Origin of the sequence: Bifidobacterium sp. 7101, from assembly GCF_000499285.1 — a bacterium.
Lineage (GTDB): Bacteria > Actinomycetota > Actinomycetes > Actinomycetales > Bifidobacteriaceae > Bombiscardovia > Bombiscardovia apis_A.
The window spans coordinates 1-19,696 of record NZ_AWUN01000003.1; the positions used below are offsets into that span (position 1 = coordinate 1).

Here is a 19,696-nt window from a genome sequence, read left to right on the forward strand (position 1 = left end):
TCTTATTCTGTACTGCCGGGGATTTGCGTCGATCTCTGTACTGCAGTTTCTGAAACGTCACTTGGAATCCATGGCTTCTATTGGCAGTGTGAGCTCGGCATTTGCTCTTGCTTGCGAGTCCATCGAATGGTTCGATCATTCTCTTATATCAGGCTTAAGGCAGCGATGGAATTGGCAGGTAATTGACATCAGTGTTTGCCAGGTCAGCATTCCATGCATAACGGTTCGTTTACCCCAAACGGCCGGCGACTCAGGCAGTTGCGCGGTGAAGAACTCAGGCCAGGCGTGGAAGAAGGCCTTGTTGACCTTGAAGGAACAAGGAACCTAAATGCTTGACGTAGCCGGACCCCTCAGAACAGGGGATGCAGCAGCAGGGCCAACAGATAAAGGGCCATGAGAGCAATGAACAGGATGTCCATCCTGCCCAGTTGCAGCAATCGGTAGTGGGTGCGCTGTTGACGGCTGCCCTCGTAGCATCGGGCATCCAAGGCCCGGCTCAGATTGTCAGCGTGGCGCAGAGCTCCGGCGAAGACGGGAACCGTGATGGCTATGGCCGCATGCAGGCGTTGCGAGAGTGAGCCGGACTCGATGGATCCGCCACGGGCGGCCTGGGCTTCCACGATGGCCTGAACCTCACGTCCCAGTGTGGGGATGAAGCGCAGAGCCAGTGAGAGGACCAGGGCTATCTCATTGGTGTGGATGCCCAGCCTGGACAGTGGACTCAGCAGCGATTCACAGGCATCGGTCATCTGCGTTGGGGTGGTGGTCTCCACCAGGAGCGCGCCCAGAAAGATGATCAGCATGAAGCGGCAGGCATAGAGCACAGCCACCCAGATGCCACCGGTGGTCAGCACGAATGGACCCCAGGCAGCCAGTCTACGGCCGGTCTGGGTGACCAGAAGATTGAATACGGCCAGTAGAAGCATGAGGATCAGAAAGCCCTTGACTGATTTCATAATGGAACGAAGTGGGGCTCGGGCAGCGGTAAAGAGGCCGATAGTAACCACCAGCGCCAGAACAAGCTGCGCAGGCGTGGAAATGGCGAAAGCGGTGAACATGGCTAGGAGGAAGGTCACCAGCTTGGCTCGCGGGTCCAGCCTTGCCAGCAAGGATAAGGGTTTCTGGTCGGCTTGGGTGCGATCCGCTTTCCTGCCTGAAGTTTCTTTGCCAGCGGCCTCCTTCTCCGCTGCGTCTGTGGCGAGCAGCTGATGGTAGCGCTCCACGACTTTGGCAGTAGGCCCATAGGCTAGCGTTTCTCCATGCTCCAGGAGCAGGGTCTGGTCGGCCAGGTCCAGGGCCTCGCGATCGGCGTGGGTGCTCATGACGATGGTGACGCCGCGCTGATGGAGCACTCGAAGCAATGCCATAATTCGTACGCAGGCCTGGGGGTCGAGACTGGCGGTGGCTTCGTCCAAAACCAGCAGTTGCGGGCTGCAGGCCACGACTCCGGCGATGGCCACCAGGCGCCGCTGACCCCCCGAGAGGTCGAAGGGGGAGCGGTCGGCCAGGTCACTGATGTCCAGAAGCTTCATGGCCTCATCCACCCGCTGCTGCACCTGTTCGGGCCCATAGCCCAGGTTGTGCGGACCATAGGCGATGTCCTGGGCAACGGTGTCCGCAAAAAGCTGATGTTCGGGGTATTGCATGACATAGCCGACCCTTTGGCGCAGAAGCTTCAGATTCCGGCGTCGCAGATGCCTGGCCTTGGGCCGGTCGGGCCCGGCCAGGGGCAGACCGGCCACCTGGATGGATCCGCTGTCTGGGGTGGCCAGGGCGCAGATGAGCCTGGCCAGGGTGGACTTGCCGGATCCATTGCGCCCGATGATGGCTAGGGTCTGTCCTGCCGCCAGCTCCAGATTCACTTGGTTGAGGGCTTTGCTCCCGGAATCCGGAAAACTGTAAGAGACATCCGACAACTTGACCATGGGGAGAGCGTGGTCATCGACCGGGGTCTTCGCATCCGTGTCTGATACCTTGCTTTGGATCAGCGGATTTGGGTCAGGTTCGCCGACAAGGGCTGGCAGATCCTGCCTGTTCAGGATCTGGTTCGGACTTCCGGAGGCCACGATGCGCCCATGGTCAAGTACCAGGACCCGATCGGCCTGTCTGGCCTGTTCGAGCAGGTGGGTGATGTGCACGACAGCCGTGCCCTGGGTCGTCAGCCGGCAGAGGATTGATTGAATCTCCTGTCGACCGGCCGCGTCGAGCATGGCACCAGGTTCGTCCAGCACCATCATGCCTGGATTCATGGCCAGGCCGCCGGCCAAGGCCAGTCGTTGTTGCTGTCCGCCCGACATGCGGGTGGGATCATCAGTCATCCGCGTCTGCAAGTCGACCTGTTTCAGGGCCGCTGGCACACAGGAGAGCATCTTCTGGCGGGGCATGCCCAGATTCTCGGGTCCGAAAGCCACGTCGTCCTGGACGACGGTGGTCACGATCTGGTCCTCAGGGCTCTGAAAGACCATGCCGATGTTCCGCCGTACCTGTCGGTAGGCCTCAGTGTCGATCTGTCGGCCCTGATCCGGGGTGTCGAAGCAGACCGCTCGGCCCATAAGCTCGACCTGGCCGTGGTCAGGTGCCGTCGCACCCGAGAGGATGCTTCCCAGCGTGGATTTGCCGGAACCATTTGCTCCCAGGATGCATAGATGCTCGCCTGCATGCACCTCCATGGAAAGATGGTCCAGGGCCCAGGTCTGGCCTTCGTCATAGGAGAAAGAGACCTGGTTGAGTCGGGCGACGGTTGCCTTCGAATCCGCTGAATCGGAGCCTGTGGATTGGGTCATGGATGCTGCCATGACGTTCCGAACCGCCGTGGCCTACTTGTTGATCAGCGTGGAGATGGGCTTGTAGATCAGGAAAGTGACCACGCCGTGGATGGCGAACTTCATCAGGTTGAAGGGCAGAAGGATCGGCACGATCATGGCAATCACCTTGGCCATGGACATGTGCGCGTAGAAGGGGGTGATCACCACGTTGCACAGTATGGCTGCGATCACGCCCAGAACAGCGCCGGAGACGATTCCGATGACCGCTCCCTTACGGCTGTGCATCCTCCGGTAGACCAAGGCCGCCGGCACGCTCAGAGCCAGGGCCACGATCATCGAGATCAGAGCACCGAAGGGGTTGGTGAACAGGTGCGGGACGAATCCCAGGATGGAGATGATGGCGGCAGCCGCTGGGCCGAAGGCGAAGCCGCATACCAGGACGACGATGCCCGAGGGGTCATATTTGAGCCAGGGTGCGGCAGGAAAGATCGGGAAGGAGAAGAAGCTCAGAACCATGGCCAGGGCTACGAAGAGCGCGTAGACTGCAATCCGCTTGGTCGACCAGCGTCCTGAACCACCTGCACCTGTGGAATGGACATCGTTGAAGCGCGTGTCCTTGTTTGTAGTGGTGTGTGAATGAGAATTGGGCATGCTCATAGAGGGCCTCGTTTCTTCCATCCGGACTGTAACCGTTGGCTTCGGATTTTGACCGATATCCACCGCTTGCGCGGGTCGCGGGCTCCCGGCATTCAGCCGGATACCGCCAGTAAGGACTTTCACCTTCCCTGAAACTGACGATTTCAATATAGCTGCGGTCCTTGGAATGGTCAATTCCCTCTCGCTGCTTGTGCATTTTCAAGACAAGCAGGAAGGCAATAAAACCGCTAAAAGCCAACAGCCGGAGAAGTGCGGCGCGCTTGAACGTTCTGCCTGCTACTTGTCCTGGCTGCCTGCCTGGAAGTATTCCATGGAGCTGACCGGGCCCGCCAGGCGGAAGCCGTCATCCCCATAAATCACCTTGGTGACCGCGGTGTTGTCCATGTCGGGAATGGGGCAGTGGTCGTCGATGGCCACCAGGAACTGTTGCAGGCACATGCCCGAGGAGACCACCAGGACAGGTCCGCCTCCCTCTTCGATGGCAGACCGGGCGATGCGCGTCAGCGCGCCGATCATTCTACCGCGGACCTGGGCCGTGGTCTCAGCCCGATCCTCTTTCTCCAGTCCGGCGGACAGGACGTCCTGGGCATCCAGCCGATGGAAAGTGTCCTGCATATGGACGGGGATGTCCCTGCCGTAGGTTGCCTTGGCCGTGGCAAAGTCCTTGAAACCCATGGCGGCGCAGACCTGGTCCAGAGTGGTGGGCTCGTCCCGGCCCTCGAAACTGCCGAAATTGTCCTCGCGCAGATCGGGGTCCACCCCCACGCGCAGGTCTCCATTGCCGGACATGTCAAGGGCCAGGCGGGCCGTTTCATACTGACGACTCAGATTGCCGCTCCAGGCTGCCCGGAAGCGAATGGACCGCAGGCCCCGACCGAACTGGCGCACATCCTCGCGACCTTGCCTGGTCAGGGGGAAATCTGACCAGCCCTGCATCAGATGCATGACATTGGCCGTCGTTCTTCCGTGCCGGGTCAGGTACAGGGTTGTCGAACCTGCTTCAATGCTCGGTTCGGTGGTGGACTGGGATGAAGATGCTCCATTGTTCATAGTTCATCACCCTACACGGCCCCTTGCCGGGTCACTGGGATACCGCTACGGTCAGGACCTGATGAAACGGCCTCCATCGCCCCAGGTCCATGTGCCGCCCCCGGCCCCGATCTGGAAGTTCATTTTGGCTATGCCCAGGTCGACTGCGGACCCGTAGGAAACCGAGGGGTCCAGGGTGGCGATCGCATCGCCTGTGTCCTTGTCCCAGGCGAAAAGCACCGGCTGTCCGTTCATGGCCGAAGGAGCCTTGGCGGCGGCAGCCACGCCGGCCTTGAACCATTCCGGTGCATCCTGGCGGTCCTGCGCGCTCATGGCTGAGGTCAACTCCTCATAACTCTTGGAGGTTCGATGCTCACTCTGACGTTGGCAAAGCTTGTCGAAGTCCTGGTTGCCGTAGCCGACCTGGTCGGCCGGATAGCCGATGGTGACCACCAGATAGAGCGACTGGCTCGGGGTGATCCGGCAGTGGCGCTCGGCAGCCTGACGGTCCCAGCTGCCCGACACCCATCCTGTCCCCAGTCCATACAGCGTGGCGGCAAGAACCATGCGCTCGCCATAGAAGCCGGCTTTCTCCAGGCTCTCCTGATTATCCTTGGGTCCGACCAGGGCCAGGTAGTTGGCCGCATTGGTCAGGTGGCCGGAAGCGTTGTCGGCCGCAAAGGCGTCGGGTTTGCCCAGAACCAGCTGCATGTCCAGACCGCTCAGTGTGTTCAGAGCGTTCAAAGTGCTGCCCAGCTGCCTGGCCAGGTCGGGATCGATAGGCTTAGGATCGTATTCTCTGGTAGTGATGCGCACGTTAACTGCATCAATGAGCTGTGTGTGTTCGGTCATAGCCTTATTATTCCACTCAATTCTTCTTCCTGCAGTTTGTAGCACAGTGCCAGCGAAACAGCCTGACCCTCTTCCGGCTCATGCCGCTCCTACGAGTTGCAGAGGCATGGCTTGGGGTACAATCGCTACCGTGCCGGTTCGGACCCTCATCTTTGATCAGCTAAGGAGCAGCAATGATTGAAACAGCGCAGGCTTTCGGAGTGGATATTGGTGGATCCGGCATTAAGGCTGCCCCTGTTGACTTGACGATCGGCGATTTTGCAGAGCCTCGCAAAAAAATTCTGACTCCGGAACATTCCACGCCAGAGGCTGTGGGGGCTGTTGTAAAGGAGCTATTGGACCGTTTTGAAGTTCCGTCGGATGTGCCTGTGGGCATCGCCTTCCCGGCCCCTGTCAAGCCTGACAAGCCGCTGGATTTCATGGCCAACCTGGACCAGGCCTGGGTCGGTACTAATGTCCAAGAGGTTCTTTCCAAGGCCTGCGGTAGACCCGTCAGCGTTGTCAACGACGCGGATGCGGCCGGGCTTGCCGAGGTGCAGTACGGGGCCGCCAAGGGCCAGAAGGGTCTGGTCATCGCCACCACACTGGGCACTGGCATCGGCACGGCACTGATTTATAACGGCGTTCTGATTCCCAACAGCGAGCTGGGCCATCTGACGCTGGACGGCAAGGACGCAGAGAAGTACGCAGCATCATCGGTGCGTGACCGCAAGAAGCTGAGCTATAAGAAGTGGGCCAATCGTCTGACCAAGTACTACCGCCTGCTTGAGCACTACTTCAACCCTGACTTCTTCGTTGTCGGTGGCGGAGTCAGCAGGATGAGCGAGAAGTTCCTGCCCCACATCGACATCAAGACCCCCATTGTGGCTGCCAAGCTGCGCAACCAGGCCGGTATCGTGGGTGCCGCTTATCTGGCTGACCTCCGGCAAAAGCATCTGGGGTGAAGCAGAGCGTTTTCTGCGACCAATCTACATGAGGCGTTTAGGCGGTTGCTGGATCGGATGAGGAGCTGAAAAATCATGCATTTTTCTCACCGTACCGGGTCTGACCGCCCCAATCGCATAGCTCTGGCCGAGTCAGAAGCACGAGCCCATGGTCTCAAGTTAGGCAGGTTGAATGATTCCAATCCCACCCGTTTCGGACTGGCCCCGGCATTTCTGCCTCAGGTCTACGAGGCCGAACCGAGGGGGCCTCGTAACGCTCGGCAGGCTCTGGCTGAGTTTCTGACCAAGCGTCAGAGTTTGTACGGCAAGGATCGTGGTATTGCGGTTGATCCTGATAACCTCTACCTGCTCTCTTCAACATCCCAGGCTTATTCCTGGCTGATGAAGCTCCTCTGCGACCCGGGTGACGCCATTCTGGAGCCCAGACCCGGATATCCTCTGATTGAATCAATCGCCGGTCTGGAATGCGTCCGAACAATCCCATACCGCCTGACCTATGACGGGTCCTGGGTCCTTGACCTGGCCACGGTAAGGCAGGCCCTGGAGGGGCCTGGAGGCGACCGTATCCGTGCCCTGGTCCTTATCAACCCCAACAACCCCACCGGTTCCTACATTCATCCGGAAGAGCGTCGGTCGCTGCTGGAACTCTGCCAGCGGCAGGGGGTGGCCATCATCGCCGACGAGGTCTTCTTCGGCTATCCTCTGGATCCCCTGCCGGGCCGTGCCCGGCTGGCTGGTGAGGATCGGGTGCTGACCTTCGCCCTGGACGGGTTCTCGAAGAGTCTGGCAGCCCCCCATGCCAAGGTGGGCTGGATCCAGGTTTCCGGGCCCGCAGACCAAGTAGCCGCCGCCAAGCGTCATCTTGACCTGATAGCCGATGACTACCTGCCCATGAGTCTTCTGATCACCAGGGATATGGAAGCCATGCTCTCGGATATTCCCGTTCAGACCAGCCGGGTGGGCAAGCGTATCAGGGGCAATCTCGGAATCCTCAGACAGACACTGGGCCAAAAGGAGTCCTGCGTCTCCCTGCTCAGGCCTGAGGGAGGCTGGAACGTTCTGTTGCGTTTTCCTCAGGTCATCGACGAGGAGGAGCTGATTCTTCGCCTGATTGGGTCCTACGGGTTGACTGGCCAGCCCGGATACTTTTTCGACATGCCAGGCAACGGATATCTGGCCCTGTCGCTCCTGCCGGAATCCTCGGAATTCCGCCGAAATGTGAACTCAGTCGTCTCAGCTATCGGAAAAATAACCTGTTTATAACCCACGTAATGCACTGTTCGCTCCGATAATATGTTCGGAACAATTGCCGGTTATGGAAGGGGGAGATTGGTACGGCTCAATGATGAGCCACTGATTGCAAGGCTGCACACGAAGGAGTGATAACGATGGTAGACGAAAATAAGGATCGAAGGGGAGGCCCAGCCGACGGGGCTGGTGCCCGGATCGGGGAAAACATCAAGGCCATGGCCTCTGTAGATGAGACCGGAGGTGCTGTGGCGAATCAAGGAGTGGATCCAAGCCTGGCTCCGGATACGGGCAGAAGGCTCAACAGCGCGGAGAAGGTCCGCTTTGCCATTGGGTTCGTCCTGGTATCCCTGCTCTGGGCCGCGCCCTTTACCATGGGGTCCGGGGTCCTCCTGCCTCAGATTTTCAATTCCCTGCATGGAGTCAGCGCTGAAGCGGCTCTGGGGACGATGAATTCGATTGGCTGCGTGTTCGCCTTGGTGGCCAACGTTGTTTTCGGCGCTCTCTCTGACATGTCCAGGTTCCGAGTCGGCAAGCGCACCCCCTGGATCGTGCTGGGCGGCATCATCGGCGCCCTTGGATTCCTGCTGGTCATCCAGTCCCATACACTCCCCATGATCATCTTCGGCTGGTGCATTGTGCAGGTAGGCATCAACTGCCTGATAGCCCCGGCCGTGGCGGTCCTCTCCGACAGGATTCCCGAGTCGACCAGGGGAACCTATTCGGCACTCTATGGGGCCAGCCAGGTCATCGGCCAGCAGTTGGGAACCATCATCGGCAGCTCGTTCATGGCCAACATCCATACCGGCCTTGTAGTCGCCATGATCATCTTCCTCTTTTCCGGCATTCTCACCGTGCTGATCTGGCCCCGGGAGAAGTCGGCTGCCAACACGGTCGTGGAACGGACCTGGGCGGATGTCGGCCGGTCCTTCATACCGCCCACCAAGAATTGCCGTGACTTCTACCTGGCGCTTCTGGGCAGGTTCACCTTCGTCGTCGGCTGCTTCATGATTCAGGGCTACCAGCTCTACATACTGCAGAAGTACTGCCACCTGAGCGATGCCCAGGCCGCATCCACACTCAAGGTCATGGCACTGATCTCGGTGGTGACCACCATCCTGGCCTCCGTGGTCTCGGGCCCGCTCTCGGACTTCCTGCACAGGCGGAAGGTGATTGTAGCCACCAGCTGCCTGATTCTCGCCCTCGGCATACTCTTCCCCTTCCTGATGCCGACCGCCACTGGCATGTACTTCTATGCTGCCTTGGCTGGAATCGGCAACGGCTGCTACATGTCAGTCGACCAGGCTCTGAATGTCGATGTGTTGCCGAACGCCAAGGAGGCGGGTAAGGATCTGGGCATCCTCAACCTGGCCAATACGATCGGTCAGGTGATTGCCCCCGGGTGCACCACGCTGGTCATTGGCGTTTTCGGCGGCTACAGGATGATCTTCCCAGTCGCCATCGTCTGCCTGCTGGTGGGAACCGTCTTCATCATGATGATCCGCAAGGTCAAGTGAGTCTGAAAACCTGTAATCTGGACCTATGCTGAGCCGCGGACCGGCTAATCGAACCCGAAAACTCGAAAGGAAAAAGACATGACAGAACAAACGCATACCAAAGCCAAGGATCTGGACCTGCAAGAGGAGGCCTCGCTGACCTCGGGGTCCGACTCCTGGCACCTGCAGGGGCTGCCCGACAAGGGCTATGAAGGTTATATGATCACTGACGGCCCCTACGGCCTGCGCAAGGCCACCGGTTCTGACGTCTACGGATCGGTTCCGGCCACTTGCTTCCCTCCGACCGCCGGATTGGCCTCCTCCTGGAATCCTGATCTGACCTACCAGGTAGGCCAGGCCATGGGCGAGGAGTGCGTCCAGGAGAAGGTGGCTGTAATCCTGGGACCAGGCATCAACATCAAGCGAAGCCCGCTGGGTGGCCGCAACTTCGAGTTTTACTCGGAGGATCCTGTGCTGGCCGGGCATGAAGCCGCAGGTCTGGTTGAGGGTGTCCAATCCAAGGGGGTGGGAACCTCTCTGAAGCACTTTGCAGCCAACAACCAGGAGACCGACCGGCTCAGGGTCAGCTCTGACGTGGACGTGCGCACCCTGCGCGAGATCTACCTGCCGGCCTTCGAATATGTGGTCAGGAATGCCAAGCCCTGGACCATCATGTGCGCCTACAACAAGATCAATGGCGTCTTCAGCTCGGAGAATCGCTGGCTGCTGACGGACGTTCTGCGCGGCGAGTGGGGCTACCAGGGCATGGTAATGTCCGACTGGGGTGCCGTCCACAACAGGGTCAACGCTCTGCAGGCCGGGCTCAATCTGGAAATGCCGCCCTCCCGTACCGATGATCAGGTGGTCCAGGCCGTGCAGGCTGGCAAGCTGGACAAGGAGCAGCTGGACCGGATGGCCCAGGGGATCCTGGACCTGATCGACAAGGCCCGTCCGGCCATGTCCCAACAGGGTTATCGCTACGACGTCCAGGAACACAACGACATGGCCCGTCGCGCGGCCCAGGAGTCCATCGTCCTCTTGCGCAATGAGGACAGGATTCTGCCCCTTGACCCGAAGCAGAAAGTTGCGGTCATCGGCGAGTTCGCCCGGACCCCGCGCTACCAGGGTGGAGGTTCCTCGCACATCACGCCTACTGAGGTCTCCTCGGCCCTGGACGGCTTCAAAGAAGCTGGCATGAATGTGGACTTCGCGCCCGGGTTCACGCTGGACGAGAAGGAACAGGATCCCGCCCTGACCCGGCAGGCGCTTGAAGTTGCGCGCGGAGCCGACACCGTGGTGCTCTTCCTGGGATTGCCTGAAGATGCCGAGTCCGAGGGCTTCGACCGCACCAGCATGGATCTTCCCGACAAGCAGGTGGCTCTACTCAAGGCCGTGTCCGAGGTCAACGACCGGGTGGTCGCCGTCCTCTCCAATGGAGCCGTGGTGACTGTTGCCGACTGGATGGACAAGACCAAGGGCTTGCTGGAGACCTGGCTTTTGGGCCAGGAGGGTGGACGCGCCGTGGTGGATGTGCTGACCGGTGCCGCCAACCCTTCGGGCCATCTGCCTGAAACCATCCCGGTTCGGCTGGAGGACAACCCCACCATCACCTCCTTCCCCGGCGAGGAGGGTCACTCCCGCTACGGCGAGGGCGTCTACGTGGGATACCGCTACTACGACACCTTCCAGCGTCCGGTGGCCTTCCCCTTCGGATTCGGTCTGTCCTATGCCGACTTCGATCTGGATCAGGTTGCGGTGACCAAGACCGGAGCCAACTCGGCTCGGGTGGAGGTGACCGTGACCAACACCTCGCAGGTGGATGGCGCCCAGACCGTGCAGGTCTATGTGGCCCCCTGCGCCAGCCGGGTGAATCGGCCCAGTCATGAGCTCAAGGCCTTCACCAAGGTCTTCCTGAAGGCGGGACAGTCCAGCCGGGTGAGCATGGACCTGACCGAGCGCGACTTCGCTTACTGGTCGACAGCCATGGATGCCTGGCATGTGGAGGCGGGCACCTACCGCATCCAGGTGGGTACCTGCAGCCGCGATCTGGTTGCAGAAGAGAATCTGCAGGTGGATGGCGACGGCCGGTTCATTCCGCTGAATGCCGAATCGACCATGGCCGAGTGGCGCGAGAATTCAATCGGCGGACCTATCCTGCGCGATCGTATCGATCAGGATGGCATACCGCTGCCCGACGATCCCAATACAGCCCAGCTCTTCGACACCATGCCTCTGGCCTCGGTCATCACCTTGTCGGGTGGCGATGGCAATGGCATCGTGGCTGACATGGTCGACCGGTATCACCAGGCCCTCAAGCAGCAGGGTCTGGACTCCTGATATCACTGTCGGCTGGGCTCAGGGTGCTATAAACCAGACGGCTACGTTCATGGCCTGACTGAGGTCGAAGTGCTCCAGCAGGACCATGGCGTTGATAAATGTCAGGACCAGTCCAGCAAGACAGGCCAGTGTTAGCAGGCTCAAGACGGCCGCTCCCGCTGCGGAGCGGCCGTCTTCATATGTTGAGGATGCGGTGGCCATAACCACAACAGCTGCCAGGCAGATCAGCCAGGCGAAATCGATGGTGTAGCGCACCGAGAATCCACCCAGATACGAGTCTGCAACCATGACCAGGACTGCCAGGGCCAGGGCCATGATCAAGGCGGGCATCCATCCCCGACGATGCAGTTCTTTCCGCACCCGAGGCAGAGCAAGAAGAGCAAGGGCCAGTACAAGTACCGGGGTGGTGACCAGAAGCCCGCCCAGGCCGGGTTCGGTGAAGTGCCAGACCCGCATGGGAGCGGGGGAGAATTGCAGGTAGGGGAAGACCGGCAGGGCGGTCAGGGGCTGCAGCAGGTAGTAGCCAAAGATCTGCAGCAGGCCCTGGGTGCCAGGATGATAGTTGGTCAGGTCCAGGACGGTCATCTGATACCGGTTGCCGAAGTCCAGCAGGGACCCGAAGCGCCAGCGGTTGTACCAGAGCAGGGGAGCGGCGATCAGGAGAACCGGCAAGAGGCCGCAGACCAGCAGGGACAGCGCCCGCCTCCGAGACAGGCCTGCAGGATGGCTACCGCGCGTGAACAGAGCGTTGGTGACTGCCTTTATTTCCTTGGCGAACAGGGGCAGTGCCAGCAGGCCGGCTGCCAGGAAGGTTGGTCGGCAGCCCAGGGTGGCGGCTACTGACAGGGAACCAAAGAAAAGTCGAGGTCTGGACAGTTGCCAGCCTTGGCCCCCGTCTTCCACGGTCCACATTCGTGTTGACCGACGACTCGGATGTTCGCCGGCGGCCGCAGACTTTCGCTGGACCCGTCTGGCCCCCATCCAGATCCAAAGTCCGGTCATGACCGCCAGCAAAGAGGCATCGAAGGGAATCGTATAGAAGTTGCGGCGGCACCAGAGGTAAGCCATGCCGGATCCTCCCAGCATGGTTATAAGGGCCATGCCGACCACGGCCAGGTTGACCCGGGGGAACCATCGGGCCAGCAGGCGGATGGTGGCCAGGGCGGTCATGATGGTTGCCGTCGCGACCAGCAGGGCCGCAGCCGAGCTGGTGGGCAGGGCATAGCCGCCCGGATGCACCAGGCTGGTTATCACTCGGTAGGGCAGGAAGAGCAGCAGCACCGGCAGGACACCGAAGTAGGAATACCAGTGGCCGCCTCGGTAGACATAGTCCCAATATATGGGTTGCTGGTCCTGGGCCAGCAGCGCGTTTCGAGTGGCTATATCGAAGGGATTGGCTGCCTTGGCCAGACCCGGCGCTTGGCCAAGATTCAGCCAGGGACGTCCATGCAGCAGGGCCTGGGCCACGTGATCGTACTGGTTGAAGTCGTAGACGTATGCATTCGGCTGGTGGTAGGCCATGGGAGTGAAGGTGGACAGATCGTGCTGGATGTTCCAGCAGGACCAGGCTGCCAACGGAGCAAGAATCAGGGCCAGGACCAGACGCTGACCTACTGAGCCTGTATTCAACCGGGTCCGCCAGAGGACCGAGCCGGGCAGGTAGCCCAGGATCAGCGCTGCCAGACAGACCAGCATCAGTATCCGTGCCGGGTTGAGGTCCAGGGGGACTACCTTGGCCGGGGTCATTCCGGTCAGCTGCAGCCGGGATCCGATGGGCTCCTGTATCCACAGTCGCATGGCCTGGATCCGTGCTCCGCTCGGTTTGCCTCTGATGCGCAGGTAATGGCTACGGGTCTGACCGGGGCAGATCAGCCCTCGGGTGCCCTGGGTCCAGCCCTTGTCGCCGACCAGGCGCAGGTCCAGACGTACATGGATCTGCGACAGGGATGAACCCTCGATGTCTTCTGTCAGGTGCGCCTGAACGAAGGATACCTGCCCATCTGTGACAGGGACATCCATCCAGGCGTTGGACGGATCGGTGACCCTTAGTCGCCCGCCAGGCATCGTGGACAGCCCTGGTCCCAGTCGGTCCGGCCGGGGTTCAATACCGCTCGCAGTCCTTGCCGAATAGGTTGAGGAGGAACCCGCCAGCGACTGCCAATGGGCCAGATTGAATACCCCGAGTTCGAGGACGAGCACAACAATGAGTGCTACCAGCAGGCGGATGGTCGTGCCCCTGGCCGGGGTGGGGCGTCTCAGGGCTGGCAGAGTCATCACGGTTTTATTCTAACGGCGACATGTCTGGCTGGATTGGGACAATCGAAGGTATGTCCAAGAACGCGAAGAAGTCCCGGAGGTTCGGGGATCTGTCCGGCCTGGGCCGTTCCATTCTTTCCTCACTGGAAGGATTGGTGGGCTCCTCTCGGCCGACCACAGGGGGTCGCGGGGATCGTCCCCTGGATTCTTCGGTGGCCGACATGGTCAATTTGATCAACCGGACGGGGCGACATCCAGATGATCGTCAGATGCGTGAATTTCTGGCCTCCCACAGCCGTATTCTGGGTATCGCTGTCAAGCGTCGGCTTTTTCCCGGCCTGCAGGGCGTGCCTGAGGGACTGACGCTGGGCTGGGTCCAATGGCCCGATGCACCCGGCCGCGGCTTCGCGCTGGGTATCTTCACTGATCGTCGTCACTTTGCTCAGATCGCCCTGGCAGACGACCATGGCCGGGTCTTCATCGGTGAGCAGAGTCGGATGGACCTGCAGAACATGGAACCTGCCTTCTTGTTGGGTCGGGAGGAGGAGGTGACCCTGGTCGACGGTCGCCGGCTGGGTCGCGATCCGGGCCAGGATTCGGGGCCGGTCCATGCCCTGCAGGGTGCTGTAGCAGGTCGTGACGATGCCGGCCACATGCGTTGGCTGGCCTCCTGGCTGCGCGCCGATGGCCGCTATTCCCTGGAGCAGCTGCGTCCCTTGCTGCCACCGGAGATGCGCCTGGACCTGGAATACCGGGATGCCGTGGCCATCGCCTTCTTCGCTGCCTACCTGCTTCCACGCATCCAAGGGACCTTCACCGGGTTCGGCTCGGGCAACATCTTCTACCGGCTCAACCGGGAGGCGCCCATGGGAGCCATTCGACGCAGTGTGGGCGACATGATTCAGGCGCGCTCACATGGACAGCGGGTCTCCGGCCTGGAGGATCTGTTCGCCGACCTGATGCGTGAGGCCGGGGCCCTCTCGCCCGTCTCGGGTCTTGAGGCTGTTCACGGGGCCGAACCCCTGCATTTGTATGCTTCCTCTTACTCCGGTGCCTACTTCCTGAGCTGGGACAACGGTCTGGAGTTCACCGCCGCCCTTGCGGCCCTGCGCATCGAGGGCAATCTCAACAGATTCGCCGCTGTCAGCGCCTGGCTGGAACGCAATGCCCGCCTGGGGACGCTGCCTACCGAGGATTCGATCAACCGTGTTCAGGCAGCCCGACTGGACCAGGCACTTTTGGACGATCCTGCCATTGTCGCCCTGATGCGACCGGGAGACTATCCGACCCGCTTCGATCCCCTGGAGGACGACGGGCGGACTGCCATCAACGCCATGGTCGACAAGGCCGCCGCAACTGCTGTCATGGTCAGCCAACAGGCTCCCCAGGCGTTGCCTGTGCGAGCGGATGGCCAGGGTCAGGAGCCGGTGCGATCCGAGTGGGTTTACCGGCAGACGCTGTCCATGCTGATGCGATCCCTCCGACTGCCCTTCCGTTTCGATGTGGAGTTCAGGTCCAACCTTGCCCAAGGACGGGTGGCCCTGGCCTTCACTGCGGCAGGACGCACCATGATGCCCTCCAGCCGCTATGAGGACCAGTCACGGGCCTGGCGTGACCTGGACGACGGCGAGCGATCCGCCATGAGTGCTGACTACAATCTGCGCGTCGGGCTGATGATGGCCGCCCTGGCCTTCGGGGTGGATCCGTCTGTGCGCGAGGTCAGCCTACAGATCGACTCCATCGGTCTGGAGGAGGCTGTCGACCAGCAAAACTCAGCTATCAGGACCATGATGGGACAGGCCCTGGAGGCCTTTGAGCGCATGCGTTCCGGCGAGGTGGCCCCCACTGGGTCCAAGGCTGATCCCAAGGATGGCGACGTCCATGGCGATCCCACCAAGCCCATTGCCTCCCGAATCGCCCCTGAGCAACAGGAGGGCAATGAGGAGGATGAGGCCGAGGATCAGGGTGAAAAGGAATCCGTGGACCGAGAGTTCAAGGATCTCATGCAGGGCGTGGACCTTGACTCTGCCGCCTTTGCACCGCCATCGTCAGCCAATAAGTCCGATGCGGATGAATCGACCACTGATGATGTAACCAACGAGGATGTTCCGGATGAGGATGCCTCTACGGATCAGACCGAGGGCGACGGATCGCAGAATCCGCTCAGCGCCCTGCAGAGCAATCCGACCATCCGTACCTTGGTCTCGGTGGTCTTCAGCAGGGAGCTCTTCCTCTCCCGCATCCGTTCGCAGGGTCTGAGGGATCCACGTGACGTTTACCGTTTCTTCGATGCGGCCATGCAGGTGGATTCCCAGGGCGGGCTCAAGCCCACTGAGGCCGAGTTCGACATGCGCGATGACCGCTTCAGCCCCCATGGTAGCCAGGAGGAGCCCGAGTTCTCCGAGGTGGCCTTTGCCGACAAGTCTGCCGAGGCCCTGGGCGCAGATAAGGCCGTGGATCTGTCCATCCAACGGGCCGACCTGCTGCAGAGGGCTGTAGGTGGTTTCCACCAGCTGGCCTCGGACCGGACCATGACTTCGGCAGCCAAGGCACAGGCGGCAACAGGTATCATCCAGGGCATTGGCGACCCGGAGCTGGAACAGTTGGCCCCGCAGGTTGCCAGCGCCATGATCGACGGTACCCCTGTTCCAGATTTTGACTTCTCACTGTCCTCACAGCTGGACAAGGAGCGCGTCAAAGCCCGAGACCTGCTTTTCTCCGGTGGCGCAGCCCAGGGAATACAGGTCGAGCAAGACGCTATCGCCCATATGGATGCCGTCTTTGCGGCCGATGGTCAGGTGCCCCGCTACTTCAACTCATACGCCGAGCGGGTGGTCTATAACCGCCTCTTCGCCACACCGGGGGAGCGGACCCTGCTCATTCCTGACAACCTCTTCTACGCCCACCTGGAGATAGCCGACCTGCTGGCCCAGCTCAAGGAGGACCAGGCGGCCCTCAAGCATCTGAACGCCATGGTGGCCTATGCGCCCGCCTACCCGCTCTCCCATCTGAAGCTGGCAGTCATGCTGGCCAACCGGGAGGATTGGGATTCGGCTCGGGCCGCCACATTGAATGCCCTGCGGGTGGCCCTGGACCGTGACGATGCCTCCTTCGCCTACTACCGTCTGGCCTATGCTTCGTGGATGCGCGACGAGTTCGACGTGGCTGCAGCGGCTTATTTGATGAGCGAGCACATCAGTCCAGACCGGATACCAGCCCTCAAGAGTGAGCTGGCAGAGCTGCAGGCCAGGGCCCGCTCCCAGTGCGTGGTCCTGCCCGAAGACCACCGGCAGGCCCGTCGGGTGCTGGCCGAACACGGCCTGCCGGTCTGGCCCCACACCGAGGTGGCCTCCATAGTGCGCCAGACTGCACGCATCTGTGTGGACGGCGGGCTCTTTGTTCCGGCCCGAACACTGTCAATGGCGGCCGCCAGGATGAACGACGACGATAATGAAGGTGTTGATGTGGTACAGGCACAGTTCATGAGGTCGCTCAATGCATGACAAAACAGGTCAGGAAGATATTCAGCAAACCAGTGATGAGGGCGGGAATGCCGAGTCCAGGCCCAGGCCGGGCACTGACCGATGGATAGCATCCCTGCAGCCAGACGATGCTGATGCCATGCGATTGGGGGAGCTGGACCTTGACTCCTTGGGAGCCCAGCAGGCCCAGCGTCTATGGTCCAGGCTGGCCGCCTGGGTGGAGTCCGACCAGGTCGCCTACTACATAGACGACGCGCCGGTCTCCTCCGACGCGGCCTATGACGCCAGGATGCGCTGCCTGCAGGAGCTGGAGTCCCGCTTCCCCAGCCTGGACACCCCCCAGTCGCCGACGCACCGGGTCGGGGGAACCTTCTCCAACGACTTCGTCTCAGTCCGTCACCCCTCCCAGATGCTCAGTCTGGATGATGTCTTTAGTGTCGCGGAGCTGCGCCAGTGGTATGACGGACTTCGCAACGAGCTCGACTGGCCGCAGGATAAGGCCCTACCCATGACCAGCGAGGTCAAAATCGACGGCCTGGCCCTCAATCTCCTCTACCGCAACGGGGTCCTGGAGCAGGGCCTGACCAGGGGGGACGGGGTGACGGGGGAGGACATCACCCTGAACGTCAGAACCATTTCGAGCATTCCGCAGAACCTGTCGGGCCCGGCCCGTGACATCCCCGAGTTCGTGGAGGTCCGCGGCGAGGTCTTCATGCGGTTCGACGACTTCAACGCCTTGAACGAACAGCAAGAGCAGGAGGGTAAGGCGCCCTTCGCCAACCCTCGCAACGCCGCCGCCGGGTCGCTAAGGCAGAAGGATCCACGCATCACGGCCAGCCGCCGTCTGAGCTTCTACGCTCATGGCCTGGGCTCCCTGAGGTGGGGGCCGGCCCATCCCAAGGGGACCCACGACGAGGTCATCGACCAGTCCCAGGCCTACGACCTCTATAAGCAGTGGGGGATTCCCGTCTCCCCCCACAACCGGGTCGTCACCTCATTCGACCAGATCCTGGACATGATCGACTATTACGGTCAGCACCGCAATGACATCGAGCACGCCCTGGACGGCATCGTGGTCAAGCTGCAGGATCGGGATCTCCAGCGCAGGCTGGGCGCCACATCCCGTGCCCCTCGCTGGGCCGTGGCATACAAGTACCCGCCGGAGGAGGTCAATACCCGGCTTCTGGACATCACCGTCCAAGTGGGCCGGACTGGGCGGATCACCCCGGTGGCGGTTCTCACCCCGGTCACGGTGGCCGGTTCCACGGTCTCAAGGACCACCCTCCACAACGCCTCCGAGGTCAAGCGCAAGGGCATTCTGATCGGTGACACGGTCGTGGTCCGCAAGGCTGGCGATGTGATCCCCGAGCTGGTCGGACCGGTCGTCGAGGCCAGGAAGGGTCGTGAGAAGGACCTGAGACCCTTCGTCATGCCCGAGACCTGCCCCAGCTGCGGCGCCCGCCTGGCTCCGGCCAAGGAGGGCGATGTGGACATCCGCTGTCCCAATGTGGAGTCCTGCCCGGCTCAGCTGACCGAGCGGATCATCCATATGGCATCGCGAAAGGCCCTGGACATCGAGCATCTGGGGGAGCAGAGCGCCATAGCCCTGACCAACCCAGATGAGAACCGACCCGATTCCGTTGAGGTCTACGCCCCTGGCCTGCGTGAGGTCCTGGTCGATCAGGGTGGCCAGGCAGCCCCCTACCAGCCGGATCCAGACCTGAAGCTTCCGCCCCGGCAGGTTCCGGTCCTGACCAGTGAGGCAGGCCTGTTCGACCTGAAGGTGGAGGACCTGCGCCAGGTTTATGTATGGCGTGAGGTTCCCCTGATGGAGCAGGTGGAGGTCGAAGGCCGGCAGGGTCGTACCGCCACCAAGCGCCGGACTGGCGGCAGTGGCCTCTGGTACCGGGTACCCGCCTTCTATAATCTGCCCAAGAGCGCCCAGGCGGGCCAGGGCGAGCGGGCCATGAACAGCCATGAGACCCAGGTCCAGGAGGCCGCCCTGGGCAGCGCCGATGCCCAACCCTCCAGGAACACCCTGCAGATGCTGGAAGAGATCGACAAGGCCAGGCATGCCGACCTGTGGAGGGTCCTGGTTGCTCTGTCCATCCGGCACCTGGGACCGACCTCGGCCCGGGCCATAGCCACCCGCTTCCCGTCGCTCAAGGCCGTGGAGGAGGCCAGCGTGGAGGACCTGTCCGAGTTGGACGGGGTAGGTCCCGAGATTGCGCACTCAATCCACGACTGGTTCCAGGGCGCCCGGCAGCCAGGCGACTGGCGTGGACGCATCCTGGATGCCTGGCAGGCCGCCGGGGTGGGCGCTCACGTCGAGCGCAGCACAAAGCCGCAGACCTTGAAGGGTATGACCGTGGTGGTCACCGGCAGCCTGGAGGACTTCTCCAGGGACTCCGCCAAGGAGGCCATCGTGGAGCGTGGCGGCAAGGCCTCAGGGTCCGTCAGCAAAAAGACCACCTACGTGGTGGTGGGCGCCAATCCGGGCTCCAAGGCCGACAAGGCTGAGAGCCTGGGCCTACCCATCCTGGACGAGGCGGCCTTCCACCGACTGCTTGACACCGGTGACCCCAACCCAGCCCAGGGTTGATTGTGACATTCGCAATATCCGACCAGCC

The 19,696-nt window shown here is 61.4% G+C and carries 12 protein-coding genes and 1 riboswitch; of the genes, 7 read left to right on the forward strand and 5 right to left on the reverse strand.

Annotated features, from left to right (window positions below):
• Positions 1-328 (forward strand): hypothetical protein (locus P272_RS09485; RefSeq protein ID WP_044097796.1); only part of this gene is annotated, 328 nt, incomplete at its 5' end.
• A 22-nt stretch (positions 329-350) separates the two neighbouring features.
• Here the strand turns inward: P272_RS09485 and P272_RS0104735 are convergent.
• From P272_RS0104735 to P272_RS0104750, 4 genes are all read right to left on the reverse strand, one after another.
• Positions 351-2,795 carry an energy-coupling factor transporter ATPase gene (locus P272_RS0104735; protein ID WP_253269670.1) on the reverse strand — a complete coding sequence of 815 codons (2,445 nt, stop codon included), beginning with the start codon at positions 2,793-2,795 and terminating at the stop codon, positions 351-353.
• 21 nt (positions 2,796-2,816) lie between these two features.
• Positions 2,817-3,422, reverse strand: a complete 606-nt coding sequence (locus P272_RS0104740) for an ECF transporter S component (RefSeq protein WP_015022098.1) — start codon at positions 3,420-3,422, stop codon at positions 2,817-2,819.
• A gap of 5 nt (positions 3,423-3,427) precedes the next feature.
• A riboswitch (FMN riboswitch) is annotated at positions 3,428-3,562 on the reverse strand.
• Between the two features lie 136 nt (positions 3,563-3,698).
• Positions 3,699-4,472, reverse strand: coding sequence for a histidine phosphatase family protein (locus P272_RS0104745; RefSeq protein WP_029678403.1), 774 nt, complete (start codon positions 4,470-4,472; stop codon positions 3,699-3,701).
• 51 nt (positions 4,473-4,523) lie between these two features.
• Positions 4,524-5,303: a nitroreductase family protein gene (locus tag P272_RS0104750; protein ID WP_029678404.1), complete on the reverse strand. Its 780-nt coding sequence runs from the start codon at positions 5,301-5,303 to the stop codon at positions 4,524-4,526.
• 173 nt (positions 5,304-5,476) lie between these two features.
• Between P272_RS0104750 and ppgK the strand changes: the two genes are divergently transcribed.
• The 4 genes from ppgK (at position 5,477) to P272_RS0104770 (ending at position 11,328) form a co-directional block, all read left to right on the forward strand.
• On the forward strand, positions 5,477-6,247 hold the full coding sequence (ppgK, locus tag P272_RS0104755; protein ID WP_029678405.1) for a polyphosphate--glucose phosphotransferase: 771 nt from the start codon (positions 5,477-5,479) through the stop codon (positions 6,245-6,247).
• Between the two features lie 75 nt (positions 6,248-6,322).
• Positions 6,323-7,510: a pyridoxal phosphate-dependent aminotransferase gene (locus P272_RS0104760; protein WP_029678406.1), complete on the forward strand. Its 1,188-nt coding sequence runs from the start codon at positions 6,323-6,325 to the stop codon at positions 7,508-7,510.
• Between the two features lie 125 nt (positions 7,511-7,635).
• Positions 7,636-9,012 (forward strand): MFS transporter, encoded by a 1,377-nt coding sequence (locus tag P272_RS0104765; protein ID WP_253269671.1) that lies wholly within the window; start codon positions 7,636-7,638, stop codon positions 9,010-9,012.
• A gap of 78 nt (positions 9,013-9,090) precedes the next feature.
• The gene (locus tag P272_RS0104770; RefSeq protein ID WP_029678408.1) at positions 9,091-11,328 is read left to right on the forward strand and encodes an exo-alpha-(1->6)-L-arabinopyranosidase; all 2,238 of its coding nucleotides are present in this window, start codon (positions 9,091-9,093) and stop codon (positions 11,326-11,328) included.
• 18 nt (positions 11,329-11,346) lie between these two features.
• Here the strand turns inward: P272_RS0104770 and P272_RS0104775 are convergent, their stop codons facing one another.
• A complete protein-coding gene (locus P272_RS0104775) occupies positions 11,347-13,605 on the reverse strand; it encodes a hypothetical protein (protein WP_155805008.1) in 2,259 nt (752 codons plus the stop codon).
• Between the two features lie 200 nt (positions 13,606-13,805).
• Here P272_RS0104775 and P272_RS0104780 point away from each other — a divergent pair, with 200 nt between their 5' ends.
• Complete coding sequence (locus P272_RS0104780; RefSeq protein ID WP_044097816.1) at positions 13,806-17,087, forward strand: hypothetical protein; 3,282 nt, start codon at positions 13,806-13,808, stop codon at positions 17,085-17,087.
• A complete protein-coding gene (gene ligA, locus P272_RS0104785; RefSeq protein WP_029678411.1) occupies positions 17,080-19,668 on the forward strand; it encodes an NAD-dependent DNA ligase LigA in 2,589 nt (862 codons plus the stop codon). Before P272_RS0104780 ends, ligA begins: the two co-directional genes overlap by 8 nt.
• Positions 19,669-19,696: the final 28 nt, after the last annotated feature.